General features: G+C 41.0%; 24 protein-coding genes and 1 tRNA gene. 13 read left to right on the forward strand and 12 right to left on the reverse strand.

Annotation, left to right across the window (positions count from 1 at the left end; all coding sequences use genetic code 11):
* Positions 1-16 precede the first annotated feature (16 nt).
* A complete protein-coding gene (locus LA303_RS08270; protein WP_240524809.1) occupies positions 17-2,248 on the forward strand; it encodes a PAS domain S-box protein in 2,232 nt (743 codons plus the stop codon).
* 26 nt (positions 2,249-2,274) lie between these two features.
* Positions 2,275-2,700 carry a response regulator gene (locus tag LA303_RS08275; RefSeq protein ID WP_240524810.1) on the forward strand — a complete coding sequence of 142 codons (426 nt, stop codon included), beginning with the start codon at positions 2,275-2,277 and terminating at the stop codon, positions 2,698-2,700.
* Positions 2,701-2,703: 3 nt separating this feature from the next.
* On the opposite strand, the gene LA303_RS08280 is transcribed toward LA303_RS08275, so the two are convergent.
* From LA303_RS08280 to LA303_RS08290, 3 genes are read right to left on the reverse strand one after another with little or no spacing between them, the layout of a single operon-like run.
* Positions 2,704-3,279, reverse strand: a complete 576-nt coding sequence (locus tag LA303_RS08280) for an L-threonylcarbamoyladenylate synthase (protein WP_240524811.1) — start codon at positions 3,277-3,279, stop codon at positions 2,704-2,706.
* On the reverse strand, positions 3,264-4,262 hold the full coding sequence (locus LA303_RS08285; protein ID WP_240524812.1) for a glycosyltransferase family 9 protein: 999 nt from the start codon (positions 4,260-4,262) through the stop codon (positions 3,264-3,266). The genes LA303_RS08280 and LA303_RS08285 overlap by 16 nt, the downstream gene beginning before the upstream one ends.
* Before the next feature lie 9 nt (positions 4,263-4,271).
* The gene (locus tag LA303_RS08290) at positions 4,272-5,087 is read right to left on the reverse strand and encodes a 2,3,4,5-tetrahydropyridine-2,6-dicarboxylate N-succinyltransferase (RefSeq protein WP_240524813.1); all 816 of its coding nucleotides are present in this window, start codon (positions 5,085-5,087) and stop codon (positions 4,272-4,274) included.
* A 159-nt stretch (positions 5,088-5,246) separates the two neighbouring features.
* Here LA303_RS08290 and LA303_RS08295 point away from each other — a divergent pair, with 159 nt between their 5' ends.
* Positions 5,247-6,098, forward strand: coding sequence for a PorV/PorQ family protein (locus LA303_RS08295; protein ID WP_240524814.1), 852 nt, complete (start codon positions 5,247-5,249; stop codon positions 6,096-6,098).
* A gap of 1 nt (position 6,099) precedes the next feature.
* On the forward strand, positions 6,100-8,229 hold the full coding sequence (locus tag LA303_RS08300; RefSeq protein ID WP_240524815.1) for a hypothetical protein: 2,130 nt from the start codon (positions 6,100-6,102) through the stop codon (positions 8,227-8,229).
* Between the two features lie 130 nt (positions 8,230-8,359).
* On the opposite strand, the gene trxA is transcribed toward LA303_RS08300, so the two are convergent.
* Both trxA and LA303_RS08310 read right to left on the reverse strand, forming a co-directional pair.
* On the reverse strand, positions 8,360-8,677 hold the full coding sequence (gene trxA / locus LA303_RS08305; protein WP_240524816.1) for a thioredoxin: 318 nt from the start codon (positions 8,675-8,677) through the stop codon (positions 8,360-8,362).
* A gap of 209 nt (positions 8,678-8,886) precedes the next feature.
* Positions 8,887-8,962, reverse strand: a tRNA-His gene (locus tag LA303_RS08310).
* A 204-nt stretch (positions 8,963-9,166) separates the two neighbouring features.
* On the opposite strand from LA303_RS08310, the gene LA303_RS08315 reads away from it, so the two are divergent.
* From LA303_RS08315 to LA303_RS08325, 3 genes are all read left to right on the forward strand, one after another.
* Entirely contained in the window at positions 9,167-10,294 is a 1,128-nt protein-coding gene (locus LA303_RS08315; protein WP_240524817.1) for an ABC transporter permease, read from the forward strand.
* Positions 10,295-10,437: 143 nt separating this feature from the next.
* Positions 10,438-12,735 (forward strand): inorganic phosphate transporter, encoded by a 2,298-nt coding sequence (locus LA303_RS08320; protein ID WP_240524818.1) that lies wholly within the window; start codon positions 10,438-10,440, stop codon positions 12,733-12,735.
* A 4-nt stretch (positions 12,736-12,739) separates the two neighbouring features.
* On the forward strand, positions 12,740-13,240 hold the full coding sequence (locus tag LA303_RS08325; protein ID WP_240524819.1) for a putative molybdenum carrier protein: 501 nt from the start codon (positions 12,740-12,742) through the stop codon (positions 13,238-13,240).
* A gap of 7 nt (positions 13,241-13,247) precedes the next feature.
* On the opposite strand, the gene prmC is transcribed toward LA303_RS08325, so the two are convergent.
* Positions 13,248-14,123, reverse strand: a complete 876-nt coding sequence (prmC, locus tag LA303_RS08330) for a peptide chain release factor N(5)-glutamine methyltransferase (RefSeq protein ID WP_240524820.1) — start codon at positions 14,121-14,123, stop codon at positions 13,248-13,250.
* 66 nt (positions 14,124-14,189) lie between these two features.
* Between prmC and LA303_RS08335 the strand changes: the two genes are divergently transcribed.
* On the forward strand, positions 14,190-14,729 hold the full coding sequence (locus LA303_RS08335) for a nucleoside-triphosphatase (RefSeq protein ID WP_240524821.1): 540 nt from the start codon (positions 14,190-14,192) through the stop codon (positions 14,727-14,729).
* A gap of 59 nt (positions 14,730-14,788) precedes the next feature.
* On the opposite strand, the gene LA303_RS08340 is transcribed toward LA303_RS08335, so the two are convergent.
* Positions 14,789-15,577, reverse strand: a complete 789-nt coding sequence (locus LA303_RS08340) for a zinc ribbon domain-containing protein (RefSeq protein ID WP_240524822.1) — start codon at positions 15,575-15,577, stop codon at positions 14,789-14,791.
* A gap of 21 nt (positions 15,578-15,598) precedes the next feature.
* Complete coding sequence (locus LA303_RS08345; protein ID WP_240527124.1) at positions 15,599-16,690, reverse strand: Nif3-like dinuclear metal center hexameric protein; 1,092 nt, start codon at positions 16,688-16,690, stop codon at positions 15,599-15,601.
* Between the two features lie 174 nt (positions 16,691-16,864).
* Between LA303_RS08345 and lpxK the strand changes: the two genes are divergently transcribed.
* The 4 genes from lpxK (at position 16,865) to LA303_RS08365 (ending at position 19,951) form a co-directional block, all read left to right on the forward strand.
* Positions 16,865-17,953 (forward strand): tetraacyldisaccharide 4'-kinase, encoded by a 1,089-nt coding sequence (gene lpxK, locus LA303_RS08350; protein WP_240524823.1) that lies wholly within the window; start codon positions 16,865-16,867, stop codon positions 17,951-17,953.
* Positions 17,898-18,707, forward strand: coding sequence for a purine-nucleoside phosphorylase (locus tag LA303_RS08355; protein WP_240524824.1), 810 nt, complete (start codon positions 17,898-17,900; stop codon positions 18,705-18,707). The genes lpxK and LA303_RS08355 overlap by 56 nt, the downstream gene beginning before the upstream one ends.
* Positions 18,708-18,716: 9 nt before the next feature.
* Complete coding sequence (locus LA303_RS08360) at positions 18,717-19,478, forward strand: UDP-2,3-diacylglucosamine diphosphatase (RefSeq protein ID WP_240524825.1); 762 nt, start codon at positions 18,717-18,719, stop codon at positions 19,476-19,478.
* A gap of 188 nt (positions 19,479-19,666) precedes the next feature.
* On the forward strand, positions 19,667-19,951 hold the full coding sequence (locus tag LA303_RS08365; protein ID WP_240524826.1) for a hypothetical protein: 285 nt from the start codon (positions 19,667-19,669) through the stop codon (positions 19,949-19,951).
* Positions 19,952-20,004: 53 nt separating this feature from the next.
* Here the strand turns inward: LA303_RS08365 and nadD are convergent, their stop codons facing one another.
* The 4 genes from nadD to LA303_RS08385 are packed head-to-tail and all read right to left on the reverse strand — an operon-like array spanning position 20,005 to position 23,139.
* Positions 20,005-20,613 carry a nicotinate (nicotinamide) nucleotide adenylyltransferase gene (nadD, locus tag LA303_RS08370; RefSeq protein WP_240524827.1) on the reverse strand — a complete coding sequence of 203 codons (609 nt, stop codon included), beginning with the start codon at positions 20,611-20,613 and terminating at the stop codon, positions 20,005-20,007.
* An 18-nt stretch (positions 20,614-20,631) separates the two neighbouring features.
* Positions 20,632-21,642: an alcohol dehydrogenase catalytic domain-containing protein gene (locus LA303_RS08375; RefSeq protein WP_240524828.1), complete on the reverse strand. Its 1,011-nt coding sequence runs from the start codon at positions 21,640-21,642 to the stop codon at positions 20,632-20,634.
* 24 nt (positions 21,643-21,666) lie between these two features.
* Complete coding sequence (gene gmk / locus LA303_RS08380; RefSeq protein WP_240524829.1) at positions 21,667-22,263, reverse strand: guanylate kinase; 597 nt, start codon at positions 22,261-22,263, stop codon at positions 21,667-21,669.
* Entirely contained in the window at positions 22,264-23,139 is an 876-nt protein-coding gene (locus LA303_RS08385; RefSeq protein ID WP_240524830.1) for a YicC/YloC family endoribonuclease, read from the reverse strand. It lies immediately after the preceding gene.
* Positions 23,140-23,254: 115 nt separating this feature from the next.
* Between LA303_RS08385 and LA303_RS08390 the strand changes: the two genes are divergently transcribed.
* A complete protein-coding gene (locus LA303_RS08390; protein WP_240524831.1) occupies positions 23,255-24,688 on the forward strand; it encodes a tetratricopeptide repeat protein in 1,434 nt (477 codons plus the stop codon).
* Positions 24,689-24,723 lie beyond the last annotated feature (35 nt).

Below are 24,723 nucleotides of genomic sequence, written 5' to 3' on the forward strand. Positions count from 1 at the left end.
AAACAAGAATTTTTTTATGAACCGCTTACGTATTCTCATTGTTGAAGATATTCCTGCCGATGACAAATTGTTACGGTTCGAACTTGGCAGAGAGTTCGATTTTGATGCTGTTACCGTTGACAATAAAGAAGATTACGAAAAAAAACTCTCTGATTTTAAACCAGATGTTATTCTGTCGGATTACAATCTTCCCTCCTTTTCCGGAATGGAAGCACTGGCTATCCGGAATGAGCTTTGTCCTATCACACCATTTATTATCGTTACCGGTTCCATTAACGAAGAAATTGCCGTTAGCACAATCAAAGCCGGCGCATCAGATTATGTGACCAAAGAACATCTCATGCGTTTGAACGTAGCGGTAAAAAATGTACTTGAACAACGAAAAATACTGGAAGACAAGCTCAAAGCCGAACGCGAACTGCACCGAAGCCTGGAACAGTTCAAAAAATTTGTGGAACACGATATCTCCGGCGATTATCTTGAAACCAAAAATGAAGTAATTTACTGTAACCAGAAAGTACTTGATATTTTTGAATTTGACAGCCTGAAACAATTAAACGAATACGGTTCCAGAAATTTATACAGCAATCCCGAAGACCGGAAAAAATTTGAACAAGATATCCTGACCAAAGGGAAAATTGAAAATTTTGAAGTCCGTATGCACACCCGCACCGGAAAACCGCTGGTTGTTCTGGAAAATGCTTTTGGTGAGTTTGATGAGCAAGGAAATCTGATTCAAATACAAGGTTATCTCATCGATATTACCCAGCGAATTAAAGCTGAAGAACGGTTAAAACATTCGGAAAACCTTTTTCGTTCACTTACCGAAAATACTTCTGCCGGTATTGTTATCTATAACCTTGAACGATTTTTATATGTAAATCCGGCAGTAACCCGTCTTTTGGGCTATACGGCCGAAGAAATGAAAAAAATGTTCTTTTGGGATGTAATACATCCCGATGACAAAGCTTTTGTTAAAGAACGTGGGTTAAAACGAGTTAAACAGGAAAAAGTTCCTACTCACTATCGCTTTCGGGTAGTTTCTAAAACAGGCAAAACCATCTGGATTGATTTTACCGCCGGATATATTTGGTACGAGGGCCAAAAAGCAGGACTTGGGAGCCTTTTTGATGTTACTAAAGAAGTACAGGCTATAGAAGAAATTAAACTGCTATCCACAGCCATTACACAAAGCCCTCTTTCTGTGGTTATTACCAATCTGGAAGGTGAAATTGAATATGTTAATGACAGCTTTACAAAAGTTACCGGATATACGCTCCAGGAAGCTGTAGGGAAAAATCCACGCATACTACAAAGCAAGAAAACATCTACTAAAGTATTTAAAAGTCTGTGGAAAACACTTCAAAAAGGGAAAACCTGGCGTGGTGAATTCATCAACAAGCGAAAAAACGGGGAAATCTATTATGAATATGCGGTCATTACTCCCATAAAAGATGACCGGGGAAATGTAATCCGCTACCTCGGGATGAAAGAAGACATCACCCTGAGAAAAAAACTGGAAAAAGAGCTGAAACAAGCCAAAGAAAAAGCAGAAGAAGCCAACCGGCTAAAATCGGCTTTCCTGGCTAACATCAGCCATGAACTGCGAACCCCGTTAAATGGTATTTTAGGCTTCTCTGAATTAATTCTCGAAATGGAAGATATGGATGCCATTCGCGAAATGAGCGGTTACATTAACGAAAGTGGTCAACGTTTGCTAAGAACCCTCGACATGATCATTGCTATCTCCCGGCTCGACTCCGAAACCTATGAATTTAAACAAGAAGGAATTGATGCCATTGCCGTTTTCCGGAGAATCTACGAGAAAAAACGGGAAGAAGCAGAACGGAAAAATCTTCAGATAACTTTTCATTCCGAAATTAAAGAGTTGTATTTGATTAGTGACCGGAATGTTATTTCTGATGCACTGGAAGAAATTGTGGATAATGCCATCAAGTTTACTAACGAAGGAGAAATACGACTGTCGGCATCCAAAGCAACGAAAAACGGAAAAGACTATGTTTTGTTTATCATCAAGGATACGGGTATTGGCATATCGAAAAAAAATCAACAAACTATTTTTGACGACTTTATTCAGGTGAGCTCGGGGTACGGACGAAAATATGAAGGAAACGGACTGGGGCTCAGCCTGGCTAAAAAATATATAGAACGCATAGGTGGTTTCTTAAAATTAAATTCTAAAGAAGGAAAAGGTTCGGAATTCATGGTTTATATTCCGCTAAAATAACCTGTAAACCATTAAAATACTTTATCATGCAAACGCTTCCATCGTCTGAAAAAACAAAAAGAACAAACAAACAGCGCAAAATTTTGTATGTAGATGATGATTTACAAAGTCGCATTCTTGTCAGACATCTCATCGGCAAACATTATGATTTAACTATTTGTGCCACGGCAGAAGAAGCCTTAGCCCTGTTAAATCGAAACAAATATGACTTAATCCTGCTAGATATCAGGCTCGATGGCGAAATCAACGGCATCGATTTACTGAATACCATTAAGGCACTACCTCACCATAATAATACACCGGTTGTGGCAGTTACCGCTTTTGCATTTGCCGAAGACAAAAGATATTTACTAACCTGCGGGTTTAGCGATTATATTTCTAAACCTCTCAATCTCAATTCTTTTAAAGAAATGGTGCGGTATTACGCAAAAAAAGAAGCCGTTACAACATAAAAATTAAAGACGCAAAATTTTAAATGTTCCGTTTTCTTCCAACTTCAAAACCGTGGAAGGACGGACAGACCGCACTCGGCCGTGGTAAATATCCACCACATAATCTACTTTTTGTTTAATCACTTCCGGTATTTGTTCAAAAGTTGTAGGGGTTGGCTCTCCCGAAATATTAGCAGAAGTAGAAACTAATGGTTTTCCCAGTTTGCGGATAACTTCCACGCAGTAATCCCCCTTAACAATCCGAATAGCAATACTTCCGTCGGCAGCAATCAAATTGGAAGGTAAATTCTTCGCCCGGTTATACACAATAGTGATGGGTGATGCTGCATTGTCAATCAGATCATAAGCGATGGGAGGTATTTCTTCTACATAATCTTTCAATTTCTCTTTGGCATCCAGTAAAACAATCATGCTTTTTTGTTCCTGTCTGTTCTTTAACTGAAAGATTCGGCTCACGGCTTTCGCATTGGTAGCATCACAACCAATTCCCCACACCGTGTCGGTAGGATACAGCAGAATTTTTCCCTGCCGGAACAGACTTACCGACTTTTCAATCTCTTCGCTTAATTTTTCAGACATGACAACAGTTTTTTAACATCAATACGATTTGCACAACGAAAATGTTTTTCAGGACACGATTTTTTTCCATGTAACCCACACGGCCTGCACTTCAACACTTCATCTGTTTCTATGATAAACGAGATATCCGAAAGAGGGCCAAAACCAAAAGCCGGTACGGTGGAACAAAAAACAGCAGCCACCGGGGCATTCATGGCTGAAGCCAGATGCATAGGTGCCGAATCGTTTGTATAATTCATTTTTGCATTCCGCATCAAAGCTGCCGACTCAAGAAGCGTCAATTTCCCAGCCAGATTTAGGCTATTGGCATGTCCCGAGTTTTTGATAATCCGTTCAATTATAGTTTTTTCCTTTTCTGAGCCAAGAAAATAAACCATTAGGTCCGAATCGATACGCCGAACAAAATCGGTCCATTTTTCTTCCGGAAAAGCTTTGGTAAACCACAAACTCCCCGGAGAAAGTGTAATGTACTGCCGGGTTTTGTATTGCGACACCTTGGCATCATCGTGTTTCGATGGATATAAACGAGGCTTAAAAAGCCGGGAATCGGTAAATGGCTCTACCAATTTCTGATTCCGTTCAATTTCATGAGGACCATTCTCATCCGCTGAGATCTTGTGTTCTATACGTCGGGTAAAAAAAAGAGAAAACGGATTTTTCCGAAAACCGGTAGTATAAGAGGCTCCTGATAATGCTGTAAGTATCCCTGTGGAAGCAAAACGTTGCGTATTGACTACCAAATCATATTTTTCTTCCCGGACAAAACGCAAAAGCTCCAGCAAATTTTTATATTTCTTTTCTGATTTATCCCAAACCAGCAAATGCCGCAAATAAGGATGATTACGCAAAAGTGTTTCACTACCATTTTTTACCAAAAAATCAATTTTTGCTTTCGGAAAAAAATGGTGCAGTTTTTCAATCAGTGGCGTGGCCAAAATCACATCACCCAAAGAAGCTGTTTGTATAATCAATATCTTTTTCATTCATCCTGTTTAAACCGGCACCTGAAAATGACGCAGCGCATCGTTAAGTGACGTTTTTTTATCTGTTGAAGCTTTTCGTTTTCCAATAATCAAAGCACAGGGAACCTGATAGTCACCGGCAGGAAAATGTTTGGTATATGTTCCGGGAATAACCACCGACCGGGGCGGAACATAAGCTTTGTACTCAACAGGTTCGTCACCACTGACATCTATAATCCGGGTACTTTGCGTAAGTACGACATTGGCTCCCAACACAGCCTCCTCACCTACTCTGACACCTTCTACCACAATAGAACGTGATCCGACAAAACAATTGTTTTCAATTATCACAGGAGCTGCCTGAACCGGCTCAAGTACTCCTCCAATTCCTACACCTCCGCTTAAATGAACATTTTTCCCAATCTGTGCACATGATCCTACAGTAGCCCAGGTATCCACCATCGTTCCACTGTCCACAAAAGCGCCAATATTCACATACGACGGCATCATTACCACTCCCGGTGCAAGATAAGCACCGTAACGGGCCAGTGCATGCGGAACCACCCGCACATTTAACGCTGCATAATTCTTTTTTAACGGAATTTTGTCATGAAACTCAAACATTCCTACCTCTTGGGTTTCCATTTGTCGCAACGGAAAATAAAGAATCACCGCCTTTTTTATCCACTCATTAACTTTCCATGTATCACCATCAGGTTCGGCAACACGCAATTTTCCCCGGTCAAGCAAATCCACCGTTTCCATCACAGCGTTTTTAACTTCCTGATTTTCTAATAGTTCTCTATTTTCCCACGCTTCATTAATTAGCGTTTCAATATTTTTCATGCGTACTAAATTTGGAAACTAAAATAAACAAAACCCCAATAGTACAGACAAAAATTTTTACCCCGGAATTAAAAAAATGAAAGTGAATCATCGGATTGACTTTTCGATAAAAATTCAATACTTTTAGGGGCCAGAAAACCAAAAAACCCTTTAAAAATCATGTTTGCCCCTGCTTATTTCTCGTGGAAGCGATTTCAGCGGATATTTTTTACCCTGGCCTTTCTGTTGTTTCTGACACCTTTTCTTTTGGCCGGTGGATTGTGGGAACCAGCCGGAGCCCGCTCTGCGGGATTGGATAGATGTTCTACAGCCCTCTCAGATGTATGGAGTATCGAAAACAATCCGGCAGGAATCGCCGGCATCCTCCACTTTTCTGCCGCCATGGGATTTCAAAACAGCTATTTATCCCCGCACCTTGGCACAGCAGATGTCGCTGTGATTTACCCGGTAAAATCCGGAACCTTCGGAATGAATATGCGCTATTTCGGATATTCTCTCTATCACGAAATGAAAGCCGGATTAGGCTATGCCCGTCAGCTGAGTCATAATATCCGGCTGGGGGTACGTATGGATTATCTGCAAACCGCTTTTGGCGATATTTACGGACATCATTCCAATTTTACCTTCGCTTTGGGATTACAGGTTGCTATCAGCCGGAACACAACGATGGGACTCTATCTCTTTAATCCGGTACGGGTAAAATTAACCCGTCAATCGCCTGAAAAGACTCCGGCACTGTTTCGTTTTGGAATTGCTTATCGTTTTTCACCGAACCTGTTGACAACATTTGAGGCCGAAAAGAATACCAACTGGCAACCCATTGTAATACGGGGAGGAATAGAATATCAAACCCAAAAAGAATTCTTTTTCAGAGCAGGAATTGCTTCTTCCGGCGATATTTTCGCTTTTGGTTTCGGATGGCACCTAAAAAAGATGCAATTCGACCTGAGCACAACCCTGCACCAATCGCTGGGTTTTTCGCCGGAGGCCTCCCTGAATTTATCGTTCTGACATGAAGCAATTCATAAAATATGTTTTTTTATTTCTGATCATTTCCGGCTGGAACACTTTCGGAAAGCTACATGCTCAGCAGCAGGATACCATCCGGTACAATCTAAATTTTATTACCAGCAAGCTGGAAAATCTTTCGCGGCAAACCAAATACCCGGTAGATTATTCCGATTTGACAGATGCTCTTATTTACTATGCAGCTCATCCCATTAATATAAACAGTCCGGAAGTCAAAAAACTGTTGGAGCTTCATTTACTTAATGAATTTCAACTCAGCGCCTTGGAAAATTACATCCACCAATATGGATGGATATACAGTGTGTATGAACTACAATATATCAATGGTTTTACTACACAAACCATCCGGAAAATTTCTCCTTTCACCAAAACAGGAAAACCCCAAAAACCAAGGGACTTTCATTGGAAAAATATTCTTCGGTACAGCCATCAAAATATTATTTTACGTTATGGTCAGGTTTTAGAAAAATCGATGGGTTACCGCCGGCCTGCCGACTCTGCTATCCGGTATCCGGGCACCGATTATTTGGGCAGTCCCCAACATCTTTACCTGCGCTATGCTTTCCGGTCTTCTGACTTTGTCAGGATGGGAGTAACAATGGATAAAGATGCCGGAGAAGTACTTTGGTCTCCCCGGTTTAACGACAGCCTGAAAAAACAATTGGGAAGTCATTTCCCCCGTTTTCCGGACTTTTTCTCCGCTTTCATAACCATTGCTCATGTTGGCATCGTGCAAAAAGCCATCATTGGCGATTATCATCTGGAATTCGGACAAGGGCTGTGTTTATGGTCGGGACTCACTTTCGGTAAATCTGCCGAAACCACACAGATAAAATATTACGGAACAGGCATCCGGCCCAATACAGCATCCAACGAAAGCCGTTTTTTGCGGGGAGCTGCCGTTACACTGGGGAAAAAGAATTTTGCGCTAACGCTGTTCTATTCTCAACATAAAATTGACGGGACCCTTTTTGTTTCTCCGGTTTCGCAACAAGAAGAAATATCAGCTCTCCCGGAAAGCGGATTACACAGAACCCTTCGGGAACTGCTTCATAAAAACACAGTGACTATTTCAGCAGCAGGCGGACACCTAAATTATTCCGGAAAAAGCTGGCAGGTTGGAGCCACTTTTTACCAAACCCGGTTAAGTTTACCACTCGAACCCGATACACAACTTTACCGGATTTATGATTTCCGGGGAAAAACATTCACCAACGCTTCTGTTGACTTTTCGGGAATGGTCAACCGGTTTTCTTTCTTTGGTGAGCTGGCTGCCAATCCGGGAAAAGCTTTTGCCGGAACAACAGGATTTAATTTCTATCCGGACGACCGGCTGTCTTTTGTGCTGGCATATCGCTATTTATCCCCCGATTATCAAGTTATTTACGCCTCTCCATTTATGGAATCAGAACGTCCTCATAACGAAGAAGGAATTTATGTAGGAATTAAAATGCTGTTGTCCCCTTTGTTCACTTTCTCGGCTTACGCCGATTATTACCGTTTCCCCTGGCTCCGGTTTAGAATAAATGCCCCTTCCAATGGGAAAGCTTTTTTAGCCCAACTTGATCTGCTGGCTTCTTCCCGCCTGAACATGTTTGTTCGCCTGCGTTATGGCAACCGCGAAGAGAATTTAATCTCTCCGGATTCGTATCAGATTCCTTTGGCCAACAAAAGCCTGTACGACATACGGTATGTTTTACATTTCTCTCCCATCCCCCTTTTCACTCTGCAAACGCGCATTGAATATATTAATTATCAAAAAGATAAAGATCAAGAAGTGGGGTTTTTAACACTACAAGATGTTGCCTTTCATTTTCAAAAACTTCCATTGACGATCAACATGCGTTATGCACTTTTTGATACGGATGACTGGAATAGCCGGATTTATGCTTACGAAAACGATGTGCTGTACGCTTTTTCCGTTTTGCCTTACTATAACAAAGGGCAGCGAATTTATTTGTTATTGCATTACCACATACATTCATTTCTCCATTTTTGGTTAAAAATCGGACGAACGACTTTTTTTAACCAAAATCACGTTTCTTCCGGAGCCGACCGGATTCCGGTTCCCCACAAAACGACTCTCCGGTTTCAAATCATGGCAAAATTTTAGTTTTTCTCAAGAAACAAAAACCCCTCTCTCACTTCAGTCACTTTTTGCTGGTTTTTTTATATCAGATCCCACCAATAAAAAAAGTCGCCAAAAAGGCGACTTTTCTATTTTCAATAAACAGTATGTCTGCCTAAAGGTACTGCTCCAGTTTATTTACCAGAACCTGTTTAGGCACTGATCCCACCTGTTTATCCACTACTTCTCCGTTTTTAAAGAAAAGAATAGTGGGAATATTACGAATGCCATAACGCCGGGCAACAGCCGGATTATGATCAACATCCAACTTGCCTACCATAACCTTGTCGGCATATTCTTCGCCAATTTCCTGAACGATCGGGCCGATAACACGGCATGGACCACACCAAACTGCCCAAAAATCAACAATAACGAGTTTATCGGAATGCAGTACCAGTGCGTCAAAATTTGCATCTGTGAATTCTAAAGCCATTTTTTTCTTTTTTTTGATTGATGGCAAAAATATAAAAGAATTAAATACCGCTACCGGTCAAATGTATTTTTCTGTTAAATCTGCAGGCAAGTTAACAAGCTGTATGTCCTGCATTTAAAAATCCTTCAAAAAAGGAAAACAACCTCAGGAAAAAAAGAAACAGTAAATAAAAAAACTGCCTGCAAAAACAGACAGTTTTTTATTTTTCTGGGTGGAAGATGGGACTTGAACCCACGACCCTCGGAACCACAATCCGATGCTCTAACCAACTGAGCTACATCCACCGTTTCAGGGGCGCAAATATACAACATTTTTCTTTTTTTAAAAGAACTGTAAAAATTTTTAGAAAAAATTTAACTCCTTTAAAAAAAGATTTCATACTGATGTTTTTTTACTTTTGGCACAATGTTTCAAGCAAGAAAAAAAGAGTACACCTCCGGTTCACTTTCCAGGCTTGCCTGGCAAAAGTTCAGGAAAAATATACAAGGTATGGCTGCACTTAGTGTTATCGGACTGGCCATACTGGTGGGACTATTTGCTTACCTTATTATTCCGGATGCTACACCAAACGCCAACCGGCAAAATCTGGCCCTTACCACTCAAAAACCCGGCTTCAGCGTAAAAATGTTGCTGGTACGAAAAAATAATCCGGTAGAACAAAAAGGCCTTCTCCATAAAATACTGGAAGGACAAAAAGATATTTATACCTACTATCCTGTAACTTCCTGGACCTTTCATAATGGAACGATCACCGTTAAACTTTATGACGAAGACAGCAGCGGACTTTTAAAAACTTTTAATCTGGCCGATGTTGTTTATCCTTTAAAGGGAAAACCAAAAATTGTCGGTCAAAAAATCGTGTTTACCACTATCTCCGGAAAAACGCGAGAAGTTCAGATCAACGATCTAAAATCACAGATCCTAAAAAACAATTTGATTACCCGAACGTTCTGGCTGGGAACCGACCAGTTTGGCCGCGATTTACTGAGCCGGCTCCTGCTGGGAACACGCATCAGTCTTTCTGTAGGTTTTATTTCGGTAACCATCTCGCTGCTGGTAGGCATATTATTGGGCTCCATGGCCGGATTTTACCGGGGAAAAACCGACGAATTAATTATGTGGCTGATCAACGTGGTTTGGTCTATTCCTACCCTGTTGCTGGTTATTGCCATTACCTTTGCACTGGGAAAAGGATTCTGGCAAATTTTTGTAGCAGTAGGACTCACCATGTGGGTTGAAGTAGCCCGTGTGGTACGCGGACAAATGATGAGCGTACGCGAAAAAGAATACGTGGAAGCCGGTTTTGCCCTGGGTTATCCCAATTTCCGGATCATGATGCGTCATATTCTTCCCAACATTTTAAGCCCGGTAATCGTAATTTCCGCAGCCAATTTTGCTGCAGCCATTCTGATTGAAGCCGGTTTAAGCTTTTTAGGTATCGGCGTGCAACCACCTGTTCCTTCCTGGGGAAATATGATCAAAGAATATTACAGTTTCATTGTGCTCAATTCCGCTTACCTTGCCATTATTCCGGGACTTGCCATTGTTTTACTGGTATTAGCCTTTATGACTCTTGGCAACAGCCTGCGCGATGCACTGGATGTCCGGATCCAATAGAAGATTAACAATTATCATATTGAAAATTAAAAAGATGCAGGTTCTTTTATTTAAAAGAATTAATAATTTCTTAACATCAAAATAACAGGAACGAACCGGTTAACGTCTAAATTTGTTCCGCAAATGATGATATAAAAAGCATTATGGAAACATTTTATTATGTAATGACCGGCATCCTTTTTTTACTTGCCGTTTTTGATCTGGTCGTTGGGGTCAGCAACGACGCGGTTAACTTTCTTAATTCAGCCATTGGTTCAAAAGTAGCCTCATTTAAGGTTATCATTGCCGTGGCGGCCATGGGAATTTTGTTTGGTGTTGTTTTTTCCAGCGGCATGATGGAAGTGGCCCGAAAAGGGATCTTTCATCCGGAAATGTTCTATTTTTCTGAGATGATGGTCATGTTTGTGGCCGTAATGATCTCTACCCTCATTTTGCTGGATACTTTTAACACCCTGGGGATGCCTACCTCCACCACTGTTTCCATTGTGTTTGAGCTGCTGGGAGCTGCTGTAGCGATGGCCGTCATTAAGCTTTCAGCTTCTCCGGAACAGATGCTGAAATTCAAACAATATTTATTTGATCATCACATCATCACCGACATGCACCAGCATCTTTCACTGGGTTATTTTATTAACTCGGGAAAAGCTCTGGCCATTATCTCGGGAATCCTGGTTTCGGTAGCCATCGCTTTTACGGTAGGTGCTATCATTCAATATATTGCCCGTATTATTTTCTCGTTCAATTACCAAAGACGGGTAAAATGGTTCGGCGCCATCTGGGGAGGCATAGCTTTTAGTTCCATCACCTATTTCATCCTGATCAAAGGAGCGGTTAATGCCACTTTTATTTCAGACGCACACAAAGCATGGATTGCCAGTCATTCCGGAATCATTATCCTTTACAGTTTTGTAGGATGGAGTGTTCTTTTACAAATTCTGAACTGGTTATTCAAATTAAATATCCTTAAAACCATTGTATTGGGTGGTACTTTTGCTTTAGCCATGGCTTTTGCCGGAAACGACCTGGTAAACTTTATTGGCGTTCCTATTGCCGGATACGATGCGTTTTTGATCTATTTGAAACATCCGGGAGCCGATCCCAGTTCGCTGGGAATGATCGAACTAATGGGGAAAGTGCCCACACCGATTACGTTTTTATTGATGTCAGGAGTCATTATGGTTTTCACCCTTTATTTCTCTAAAAAAGCCAAATCAGTCATTAAAACATCGGTAGATTTGAGCCGGCAGGAAACCGGTGACGAACGCTTTAAACCCAATACTTTCTCCAAGATGCTGGTTCGTTCTTCCATCAACATGTCGAAAGGAATCCGGAAAATTACACCGAATTTCATTTTGCAGGCCATTGAAAAACAATTTGAGCCTTACCAAATGGAAGTGGCCGAAGAAGTGGCTGATCCGCCGGCTTTTGATTTAATCCGCGCATCTGTCAGTCTGGTGGTAGCCAGTATCTTAATTGCTTTTGGAACATCCTTAAAGCTCCCTCTTTCCACCACTTATGTTACTTTCATGGTAGCCATGGGAGCGTCGCTTGCCGACAGAGCCTGGGACCGCGAAAGTGCCGTATACAGAATTTCCGGTGTATTTTCTGTAATTGGCGGATGGTTTCTCACTGCCCTAACGGCATTTATTATCTCTTTCGCTTTGGTTTACATTTTCCATTACCTAGGCAGTGTTTCCATCTTCGTTGCTCTTGTATTGGTATTTTACATGGTTTATCGTTCATCAATTGCCCATAAAAAGAAAACAGAAAAAAGCCGCGAAATCGGTGAAGAAGTTTATGGCGTAACAGAAGAGAACGTATCAGAACGTTTCCTGACCCTTTTGGTAGGAAACCTGAAGAATGTAATTCGCGAATACCGGCACACCATTGAAGGGCTGGAAAAAGAGGATGTGAAAAAACTCCGGAAAACCAAAAAAGCCATTGATGAAATGGCGGTACGCACAAAATATATCAAAGATCATATCAACGTAGTGATTGAACGGCTGGATGAAATGACCATTGACTCCGGATCGTTCCTGGTACAAGCCATGGATTACATGCGCGAAATGCTCCACAGTATCTCTTTCTTTACTAGCCACGCCCTTGAACACGTGGATAACAACCATAAACCGCTCATTCCGGAACAAATCAGTGAGTTGAAACATCTGTCGGAACACATGGAAACTATCCTGAAGATTACTTTACAAAGTATCATCAAGGAAGATTTTTCGTCACAACCCAAATTGCTTGAAGAGCAGGCAAAAGGGTTACGCCACATTGAATCGTACCGGAAAAATCAGATCCGGAGAATAAAAAAGAAACAGGTAGGTACCCGAAATAGCATTTTATATTTAAATTTGCTGGATGAAACCAAAAACTTATTTTTACAAGCCATCAATTTATTCAAAGCCCAACGAGATTTTGTGAACAATGCAAAATAGATAGATGACAGATTTGATAAAGTCGCGACGGATTATTTCGGGGGGACAAACAGGTGTTGACAGAGCGGCATTGGATTTTGCCATTGAACATGGAATTACCTGTAGCGGATGGTGCCCGAAAGGACGACGAGCTGAAGATGGTACAATTCCTGAACATTATCCGTTAAAAGAAACGGAATCGCGCTACTACAGCGAAAGGACTAAAAGAAACGTACAAGAAAGTGATGGGCTTTTAGTTTTTCTGCTTGACAAACCGGATACCGGAACTTTCGAAGCCATTGATTATGCCGAAAAATACGACAAACCGGTGTATGTTGTGCATTTAACCATGAATATCGAAGACCAGCAAACCGGCTTATTGAATATGTTGGAAGAAAATCATATCGAAGCCGTAAATATCGTTGGTCCGCGTGAGTCAAACAGTCCGGGAATTTATCAAAAGACAAAAGATTTTCTTGATCATTTACTGTTCCGTTTAAAAAACCCGATAAGTTATTCCCGGTAAAAACGGTTTATTCTTTCCGGAAAGCACGTAAAAACCGCGCTTTGCCGCGAAAATCTTTCAATATTTCCACATTACGGAACCCCTTGGTTTCAAAAAGATTTGCTACATCACGGGCCGTAGCAGCATTGAGTTCCAAGTAAATAGCACCATTTTTATCCAGAATTTTTTCTGCCAGTATCCGAATCTTTCTATAAAAAAGCAGCGGGTCCGTATCTTCTACAAAAAGGGCCTGTTCAGGTTCATAATGCAACACCCGCTTTTCCATGTATTCTTTCTCGCTTTGCAAAACGTAAGGCGGATTACTGACAATCCATTGAAATTTTTTTGACAAAACATCAGCACAACGCGCTGTTTCCAAAACATCACACCGTTTGAAATCGATGTTCAATCCGGCGTCTGAAGCATTTTCTGCAGCAAGAGCCAATGCTTTTTCCGAAATATCGACAGCGGTAACCCGGCACTCGGGACACGATTTTTTTAACGCCAGTGCAATACAACCACTGCCTGTTCCAATGTCCAAAACATTTCCCTTGAAAAACGGATTCTCGGTAATCATCAAATGAACCAGCTCTTCCGTTTCCGGACGAGGAATCAAAACCGACGGATCTACCCGGACTTTTATTCCATAAAAAGAAACCGTTCCGAGTACATATTGCACCGGTTCAGCTTTCTTCAAACGCTGAAAAGCCCGAAAAAACAGGAGGAGCTCCGATTCGGAGAGCCTTCTCTCCTTTTGCAATTGCTGCTCCACCCTCGACAGGCCGAAAAGATGCCGGATCAGCAAATTCACAATACTCAACGCTTCTTCTTCCGGATAAAGTTCCAGCAATTGCTCTACCGCTTCCGTTTTTATATCCGATAACCGGTTGGTTGAAAATAACATGATGCAAAGATAAAGTCTATGGCAATCCATACATGAAAAAAGCACAGGTTTTCATAAATTTGTTTCATGAAGCAACATGGGGTATTCATTCTGACGGGAGAACAGGGTTCGGGAAAAACCACACGACTCCAGGAAATTATTGACATCCTCCGGGAAAAAAAGATTCCCCTTTTTGGTTTTTATGCCCTGGGGTATTGGGAAAAGGATGTCCGTTCAAAATTTGATCTGGTAGATATCCGTTCCGGAGAAAAGTATCTGCTGTGTGAACGGACCCGTTCTGAAACAAAACAAAAAGGAGCTTTTGTTTTTTATCCGGAAACCATCAAAAAAGGAGAAGCACTACTCTACGCTGGCATGCAAAACCCCAATGCACTGGCTATTATCGATGAAATTGGGCCATTCGAACTCAAGGGAGAAACCTGGGATACCGTTTTACAGGAACTACTTAAAAAACGACAACCGGTACTAATGACGGTACGGCAACACTTAGTAGATAAAGTTATTGAGCGGTATCGCCTTACCTCGGTCCGAATCTATCCGGTAAACAAACCGGCCCAAGTTATTTCCAAAGAAATACAGCACTTTTTGTCGGAACAGGCCTTGTAATGAGAAATAAAAAAAGCGATGAAAATTCATCGCTTTTTTGTTAAAGAACTTTATTTGTTTTATGATTCTTCTGCCAATTCTTTAGCCTTGTTGGCAATTTCGTCATCTACCAAAATACGGCCACAATACTCGCACACAATAATTTTTTTGTGCAATTTAATATCCAGCTGATGCTGAGGTGGGATTTTGTTAAAGCATCCGCCACAGGCATCCCGTTCAATTTTCACTACAGCCAGCCCATTGCGTGCATTTTTCCGAATCCGTTTGTAAGCCGTCAGTAAACGCTCTTCGATATATTTTTCATTTTCCTGCGATTTACGGATAAGTTCTTGTTCCTCTTTTTCCGTTTCAGCAATAATTCCGGTCAGTTCCGCTTTTTTGGCTTCTAAATCCTGACGGCGTTCTTCCAGTTTTTCCCGGGCTTGTTCCATCTCTTTTTCAATAGCTTCAATACGGGCCTGAGCTTCCCTGATTTTCTTTTCAGCCAGTTGAATTTCCAGATTCTGGAATTCAATTTCCTTGCTCAACGAATCATATTCACGATTGTTTCGCACGTTCATCTGCTGGTCAGAATATTTTTTAATCAGCGCATTACTTTCGTTAATGGCTTCTTTTTTGTCTTTGATAAACTGTTCAAACTTCTCCTTTTCTTCCTGGAAATTGGTGATACGGGTTTCCAAACCGGCTATTTCATCTTCCAGATCTTCCACTTCCAACGGAAGTTCACCACGAACAATTTTTATTTTATCAATTTGGGAGTCAATTTGCTGTAGGTTATATAAAGCTGTCAGTTTTTGTTCTACACTGACTTCCTGCTCTTCCATGGGATTTTGATTTTCTTTTGTCATAATGCCTTTTGTTTCAATTGTCTATAAAAACGAAACCGGATTTGTATTATATTTTGAAATTTGGAGTGCAAAATTAGGAAATTTTTTGGTTAATAAATCAAATAATAATTCTTTGGTAAATTGTTCTGTCTCATAATGTCCGGCATCTACCAAAAGCATCTGTTTCTGAAAAAGGAAAAAATCGTGGTATTTCAAATCGGCAGTAACAAAAACGTCGGCTCCGGCAGCAAAAGCTTTATGCATTAAAAAACTGCCACTACCGCCGCATAGCGCTACTTTTTTGATCTCTTTCGGAACCAAAACACCATAGCGAATTCCTTGTGCCTGCAGGTTATTTTTTAGTTGCTGCAAAAATTCCAGCGGAGGAACTGCTTCCGGAAGTTCTCCAATTAATCCGGCTCCGGTCAACGCATTTTTATTGTCCAATGGAAAAATATCATAGGCCGGTTCTTCATACGGATGTTCCTGGAGCATGGCTTGCACAACATTTTGGAGCAGGTAATCGGGCACAATGGTTTCGATACGGATTTCTTTTTCACGATGCAATTCGCCAATGTTGCCCACAAAAGGATGCGCACCGTCCATGGCTTTAAATGTACCTTCACCCGGCACACCAAAACTACAATGGCTGTAGTTTCCGATGTGGCCGGCTCCGGCATCCAATATGGCCGCACGTACTTTTTCCGACTCCGCAACAGGAACATAAACCACCAGTTTTTTCAATGATCCTTCTGGAGCAAGTATGCGTGTATTCTGTAGCCCTATTTTTTCCGCCAGCCGCGCATTAACACCAGATGCTACATTATCCAGATTAGTATGAATGGCATAAAGAGCAATATCGTTCTTGATGGCCTGAATCACAATCCTTTCCACCATATCCTCTCCCCTTAAATGTTTCAGTCCGTGAAAAATGACCGGATGATGAGCAATAATCAATTCTGCTTTTTCTGCGATGGCTTCTTCCATCACTTCAGGAGTTACATCAAGGGTAATCAAAGCTTTATGAACTTCCTGGTCTTTATTTCCGGTAAGCAGTCCCGCATTGTCGTAGCTTTCCTGAAGGGACAACGGGGCTATTTGCTCCAAATATTCAATAATCTCTCCAACTTTCATCATACACAAAATTTTTTGTCATACTCAAATGGTTTTCTAATCTCGAAATTACCTTTTTTATTCATTTTGTTTTGTGAATAAATTTTTTCCGCGACGAAACCATTTCATTTACAATTTTTTCTAAATTTACGCAAAATTAAAGAATTGTAGGGATCGTAAATTTTTATCTTTTCCATGCTGAAAATTTTATTGCTGCCATTCTCATTCATTTATGGGCTGGTACTGCGTTTCAGGCATCTTTTGTTTGATACGGGTATGTTACCATCCAAGAGTTTTGATATTCCAACCATCAGTGTGGGGAATTTGTCACTTGGTGGTACCGGAAAAACTCCCCATACCGAATATCTTACGCGCCTGTTGAAAAAAAACTACCGGGTTGCCATTGTAAGCCGCGGCTATATGCGGAAAAGCAAAGGGTATGTCCTGGCCGGAAAAGATTCCACTTTTCAGGATATTGGAGACGAGCCCATGCAATACCAGCGAAAATTCGGGGAACAGATATACGTAGCTGTTGATAAAAACCGATGCCGTGCAGTAAAAAAGTTGCAAGAAATGGAAACCCCTCCGGAGGCAATTATTCTGGATGATGCCATGCAACATCGTTTCATAAAACCCGGTCTTTCTATTTTACTGACTGATTATCGCCGACTTTATACGGACGATTATCTTGTCCCGGCCGGAAAATTGCGCGACCTGAAATACAGGGCCAAAAAAGCCGACATCATTGTGGTAACAAAAACAGATAAAGTACTCTCTCCTATTGTTAAGCGTATTCTTTTGGATAAGATCAAACCACAGCCCGGGCAGAATGTTTATTTTTCTTATCAAACCTATCAGCATCCTGTTCGGTTCCCGTCCTTTGAAGAAACCCGTTTTGAAAGAAAATACAGTGCCATTATTCTGTTTACCGGTATTGCCAACCCGTATCCATTGAAAGACTACCTTCGCTATCGTTGCAGAGAACTGATTACCATAGATTTTCCGGATCATCACTCCTATACGGAACAGGATATTTTACAAATTAAGAAAACCTGGGATGAATATTTCTCACATAAGAAGATTATTGTTACTACCGAAAAAGATGCCATGCGGTTAATAAATTCTCCCTATCTTCGCCTGCTGAAAGACCTGCCTGTGGTTTATGTACCCATTAAGGTAAAATTTCACGGGGAGGATGCGCAGAAGTTTAATCATCAAATATTGAGTTATGTTAGAGAAAATCAAAGAAACCGCCCGGTACATTCAAACAAAAATATCCGTTAAACCACGAGTAGCCATTATTTTAGGTTCAGGATTGGGCGATCTGGCCAACGACATTGAAGTTAGTGAGAAAATCCTTTATTCCGATATCCCCAACTTTCCGGTTTCCACCATTAAAGGCCATAAAGGTCAACTGATTTTCGGAAAGCTGAGCGGTGTAGATGTGGTAGCCATGCAAGGCCGTTTTCACTATTACGAAGGCTACACCATGGCAGAAGTAACTTTTCCGGTACGTGTTTTCAAACAACTGGGAATTGAATATTTATTTGTTTCCAACGCCAGCGGAGGGGTAAATCCTGATTTTGAAGTAGGAGACATCATGTTCATCACAGACCACATCAACCTGTTACCCAATCCACTCATTGGCCCAAATATCGATGAGCTGGGTCCCCGTTTTGTGGATATGAGTGAAGCGTATGACAAACATTTGTTAAGCATCGCCACACGCGTAGCCCGTCAACATGGAATTCATTACAAAACCGGTGTTTATGCCGGAACTCCCGGTCCTACTTACGAAACGCCTTCGGAATATTACTATATCCGGACGTTAGGAGCTGATGCCGTGGGAATGTCAACCGTTCCGGAAGTAATTGTTGCACGACACATGAACATGCCTGTATTTGCCGTTTCCGTGATTTCTGATTTGGGAGTAAAAGGAAAAATCATCCAGATTTCGCACCAGGAAGTATTGGCAGCTGTTGAGCAGGTTACTCCTAAACTGATAACCATCATTAAGGACGTTATTAAAAGCTTGTAATTTAAGCGCTTGAAAGAAAAAGCCATATATTTTGTCTCTGATTTCCATTTGGGAATACCCAACCATGCCGGAAGTCTTGAACGGGAAAAAAAGTTGGTCAGGTGGCTTGAAAGTATTCGTGCCAACGCAGCAGAAATTTTTCTCATGGGCGATATATTTGACTTCTGGTTTGAGTATAAAACCGTTGTCCCTAAGGGTTTTGTCCGGCTTCTTGGAAAACTGGGCGAAATCACCGATTCAGGGATTCCGGTTCATCTCTTTCGTGGGAATCATGATTTATGGGCTTTTAGTTATCTGAAAGAGGAAGTGGGAATTCAACTCCACCGGAAACCGTTGATCCGCGAAATGGCGGGAAAAACATTCTATCTTGCCCATGGTGATGGTTTGGGACCCGGCGACAAAAGCTATAAATTCTTAAAAGCAATTTTTGAATTCAAGCCCAATCAGTTTTTATTTCGCTGGTTACACCCCGATGTGGGGGCTTGGATGGGAAATTATTTCTCACGCCGGAGCCGGATTGCCAAAATGAGCCGGGCAGGAAAAGAAGAAGCCCGTTTTGAAAAAGAAAACGAAATGCTTTTTCATTATGCTTTAAAAATGGCCGAAAAGTTTCCTGAAGTAGATTTTTTTGTTTTCGGACACCGCCATATGCCGGTTACAACCCCTATTAATGAAAAAAGTACGCTGGTTATTATCGGCGACTGGATTTCGCATTTTTCTTACGGGGTTTTCGATGGAGAAACCTTCAAACTGGAAAAATTTGAATATTAACACTTTAAACCAAAAAGGAGAAGCTAACCACTTCTCCTTTTTGGTTTTTAGAATGCCTTACCCTGCGGAATTCTTAAAAAAGAAGCCCAAAAATACCCGTTGTCAAAAAATCTTTGTTTCTCTCTGTAAAAAGAGATTATCTGACAAAAATTGAATATTTTTGAACAGAAAATTCAAAAAAGAAAGCCATGGAACTGAATACACGCTTTATTAAAGTCACACTGGTCATGATTGCCGTAGGTATTTGGGTTTTAATTTTTCAAAATGCAGGAATTATTCCCCAGGTTTCACCCCGTCGTATTTCGGTAGATTCTGCATTGAGAGTAACCGGGTCGGTAGATGTGGATAACACTGTTTTTATCAAAGGTTCAGTAGATGCTAATATCGAAAGCATTAACGGGTATAGTAAATTTTACAAAGACCCGCGTACCGGCGAGTTTTATGTAATTCCGGTTACCGATCCATATGAATAACAGAAAAAACTAATTTTCAGGCACTTTACAAAAAACAGAAGCATCAAACGACTTTATTTTTCGTAAAAGTGCATTTCTAAAATGTATTGATAAACCTTCTCAGGCATCCAGAAAGCCATGTTTTTCTTTTCACGAATTCCCTTCCGGATAAAGCTGGCCGAAATCTCCATAACCGGCGCATCAAACAGTACAACATGAGGGTAACCGGAGTATTTTCCTATTTTTGAACCGGTCCGGGGATAAACATAGATCCAGTAATTTTTCAGGATTTCCCGATAATTTTTCCATTTATGAAAATGGGTAAAAATATCGGTTCCACAAATCATTGCAAATGTATTTTGCGGGTATTTATCAGATAACCAGGTTAAAGTATCAATGGTATACGATGGTTTCGGCATCTTAAATTCGATGTCGGTAACTTTCAATCGTAACTGGTCTTCTACCGCCAGCCTGACCAGTGCCAAACGATGAATTTCGGGCAAAAGCGATGATTTTTCTTTCAACGGATTTTGCGGCGATACCACAAACCAAACTTCATCCAGGTCAGTGAATTCCGCCATATAATTGGCCAGGATCAAATGGCCGGAATGAATCGGGTTGAAAGATCCGAACAACAAACCGACTTTTTTCCCTTTTTCCGAAAGACCCGGTTTTTTCACCACTTTTATGCTTAATTGTGTTTACTCTTTATCAAAAGCCTTTATCAGCATTTTTCCTTTGCTCAGGTTCCGCAGGCAATGAATAAGTCCGTCACTGATTTTTTCAAACGAAGTACTGCCCTGGATTTTCGTTTGGTATTCTCCGCTGATGAAAAGGCTTTGCATTTCCTGTGAAATTTGTTCAAAATAGTCATCTTCCATCTGCTCGCGCCATTCAGGGAGATTAAATCCGGAGATTATTTTATCCTTAAAAATCAAGTCCATAGAATGAATCCCCGAAATCGGTTTTGTGGACAAACCGCCATAAGCTACCAGCTCCGCATCGGCAGGCATGGCATTAAAAATTTTTCCGGCCAGTTCACCACCTACTGCATCAAAAGCAAGCCGGGCATCCAGTTTTTTGGCCAGCTTTTCCAGCTTTTCTTCAAACTGCGGGTCACTTTCCAGCAAAACATACCGGGCTCCTTCATTTTGCAGCCTTTCTACCGTACGTTCTTTTCGCACAATATCAATCACTTCAATCTCCATATCCGACGCCATCTGCCGGATAAAAGCAGCCACCTGGCCTCCGGCAGCATTTTGAATAATTGCACGATTTTCACGCAATAAAGCGATATCCAGCAAACCTCTTGCCGTAAAAGGATTAATCGCAAAACAGGCTGCCTGATCCATATCCATCGCATTATCCAGAACCACCAGTTTTTTCCGGTCAGAAACTACATATTCCGACCAACTGCCACAATCTTCTTCCTGAATGAAGAAACTAACTTTACTATCAATCAGATCTTCGGCACCTTCGCCTGCATCAATTACCACTCCCGATCCTTCAAAACCAGGTACGGCCGGCAAAGGTTTTACAATGTTATATTCTCCGGTTAAAAAAGCAATGTCCGAAGGATTGCAAGGGGCTGCATGTACCTGAATCAATACTTCATTTTTATTTAATTCAGGAAGTTCGCAGGCTTCAACACGCAAACTGCGCACTGCCCTGATAATATTTTTTTCGTAACGGGGTAAGACAATTTTTTTCATTGTTTCGTATATTTTTTCAGGTTTCTAAACCCTTTCTGTTTCCAGAAAATTGCGTACAATCTGCACGGCCTGTTCTTGTGCTTTTTCAAGCACATCATTTACAATAACTTTATCAAATTTAGGCTCAAAAGTAAGCTCAAAAGCAGCACGATCAAGTCTTTTACGCAGACTTTCTTCCGTTTCCGTAGATCGATGACGCAATCTTTGTTCAAGAACAGCAAGCGATGGTGGTTTTACAAAAACAGACAAGGCATTGTTGCCATAAATTTCTTTCAGATGAACTCCACCTTTTACATCTACATCAAAAACCACCGAATCGCCACGGTTTCTGATACGTTCTACCTCGGAACGCAAAGTGCCATAAAACTGGTTTTCATACACTTCTTCCCACTCCACAAAAGCCCCTTCTTTTATCTTTTTTTTAAACTCTTCCACGCTCAGAAAATAATAATCCACACCATCTTTCTCACCCGGCCGGGGCGGACGACTGGTAGCAGAAACAGAAAAAGCAAGATGCGGCACATGCGCCATAACATAATGCACCAAAGTGGTTTTTCCTGAACCGGAAGGTGCAGAAAAAATAATCAGTTTTCCTTTTTGCTGTACTTTGTTTTCGGCCATTTACAAAATATTTAACATTTGTTCTTTCATTTTTTCCAGTTCGTCTTTCATCAACACCACAATTTTCTGCATATCCGCATCATTGGCTTTTGATCCGAGTGTGTTGATTTCACGACCCATTTCCTGTAAAACAAATCCTAGTTTTTTTCCGGCCACCTCTTCGCCGTCCATCACTTCCAAAAAGTAATTACAATGCTTTTTCAGGCGCACCTTTTCTTCTGTAACATCCAGTTTTTCTATATAATAGATCAATTCTTGCTCTAGTCTGTTCTTATCAAAATGAACATCGTTCAAATGTTCGTTCAGATTTTTTACGATACGTTCTTTGATACGTCCGATGCGTTTTTCTTCATAAGCATCTACTTTTTGCAACAACGACAAGATGGAAGCAATGCGCTGACGGAAATCTTTTTCCAACACACTTCCCTCCTGTTTTCTGAATTGATCAACCTGATTGACCGCTTCTTGCACCGCATCAAAAATTTGTGTCCATTCTTTCTCATCAGGTAAAATATCTTCCCAGGCAAATATTTCCGGAAACCGGGCTATAATGGCCAGATAATCTTCCTTTTCTCCGGCTCCTACTTCAGATGCCAACGACTTCAATTCACGATAATAACGCAAAGCCACCGGTTTATTTAAAACAGGACCATCCTCTTTCTCAGCCTGTTCTCTTGATATGGAAAAATCGGCTTTTCCCCGTTTCAGTCCCTCACGCAGCAAATTTCTCAATGCAATTTCTTTTTCACGAAACGATTGGGGAAGGCGCATATTAAGGTCCAACTGTTTGCTGTTGAGTGTACGAATCTCAACGATAATTTTCTGATGCTGTACTACGGTGGTTGCTTTACCGTAACCTGTCATCGACCTGATCATGATAAATCTTCTTTTAGCGGCAAAGATAAACGAATAACAGAAACTTTGCCAAGAGATCAGGATTTCCCCCAAAAAGCCTGAACGAAGAGTCTTTAGACTAAAAATAATTTTATCTTTGCAGTACAGGATGAAAGGGAAAAGGCTCATCGGTTTCTTTTTACTGTCATTATCATGGAATTTGACAGCCTCGCCGGTTTTGGTTACCGACAGCTTAAAACAATTGGTCAATACCGCCACCGGAAAACAAAAAGTTTCGTTATACATTCAATTATCAGAAAATTACCGGAACACTTCCGTTTACGATTGCAAAACATATTACCAAAAAGCTTTGGACCTGGCAACCCGATTGAACGATAAAAACCTGACAGGATTAGCTAAAAAAACGATGGGAGTCAGTTACTTTTATTGGGGCGATATGCCACATGCTTTCCAATACTTTAAAAAAGGATTACTTGACTACCGGGAAGCCGGGAACCTGAAAGGCCAATCGAACTGTTTAAATAATATAGGATTGGTATACGAAAGTCAGGCCCGTTTTGACAGTGCCGCATACTATTACAAAGCTTCCTGGCTTATTGAAAAAGAACTTGGAAATCTTGGCGGAGAAGCCACTTCGCTGATCAATATGGGAAATATTGAATACTACCGGAAAAATTATCATGATGCTTTAAAATTTTATTTTGAAGCACTGCAAAACTTTATCCGTTCAGATGATAAAAACGGTATTGCTATGGCTTACAACAGCATTGCCATCATTTATACTCAAATTGGAGAATATGATAAAGCCCTGATGTACCTGAATAAAGCCAGAGCAATTTATGCCATAACCGGCGATACCCGCAAGCTCTCACGGGTTTTGGATAATATAGCCGATATCTACAGCGACCATCTGAAAGAATACAAAAAGGCAGAAGTGTTATATAACCGGGTTCTGCAAATGAAAGAAGAGCTGAATGACAAAGGAGGTATTGCATTGGTAAAATGTAATCTGGGCGTTTTGTACAGCCATATGGGATTACAAACCCAGGCTCTCTCGCTCTTTGATGAAAGCCAACGGCTTTATGAAGAAATCGGCGACAAGACCGGGCTGAGCATGGTAGCAATGAACAAAGGAAGAGCACTGCTTGAAATCAACGCTTTCAAAAAAGCATTGCCGGAGTTCAAAAAATGTTTAGCCATTGCCCATGAAACCGGGTTAAAAGAATATGTTAACGGCAGTTACAAAGGACTTTTTAAATGTTACGCTGCACTGGGACAATTTGATCTTTTTAATAAGTATTATAATCTTTTTGAACAAAACCGCGATACACTAACCCAAAAACTGGAAGAAAGCCGCATTGCCGAACTGGAAGCCCATTTTAAAATTGACTCTTTGCTTCAACAACGAAAAGCACTGCTTCAGGAGAGCAAACGCAAAGAAACAAAACTGAAAACCTACACCCTTATCTCCATCGGACTGTTTCTTTTGCTGATTATCGTTTTACTTGCTTTTTTCCTCTACCGGAAAGCCCGGAAAGAAGCATCAAAATACAACATTCCGCCAGAATAATCGAAGGATTTTCCGTCATACCATTTTAATTATTC

The organism is Candidatus Sulfidibacterium hydrothermale, from assembly GCF_020149915.1.
Taxonomy (GTDB): Bacteria; Bacteroidota; Bacteroidia; order Bacteroidales; family F082; genus Sulfidibacterium; species Sulfidibacterium hydrothermale.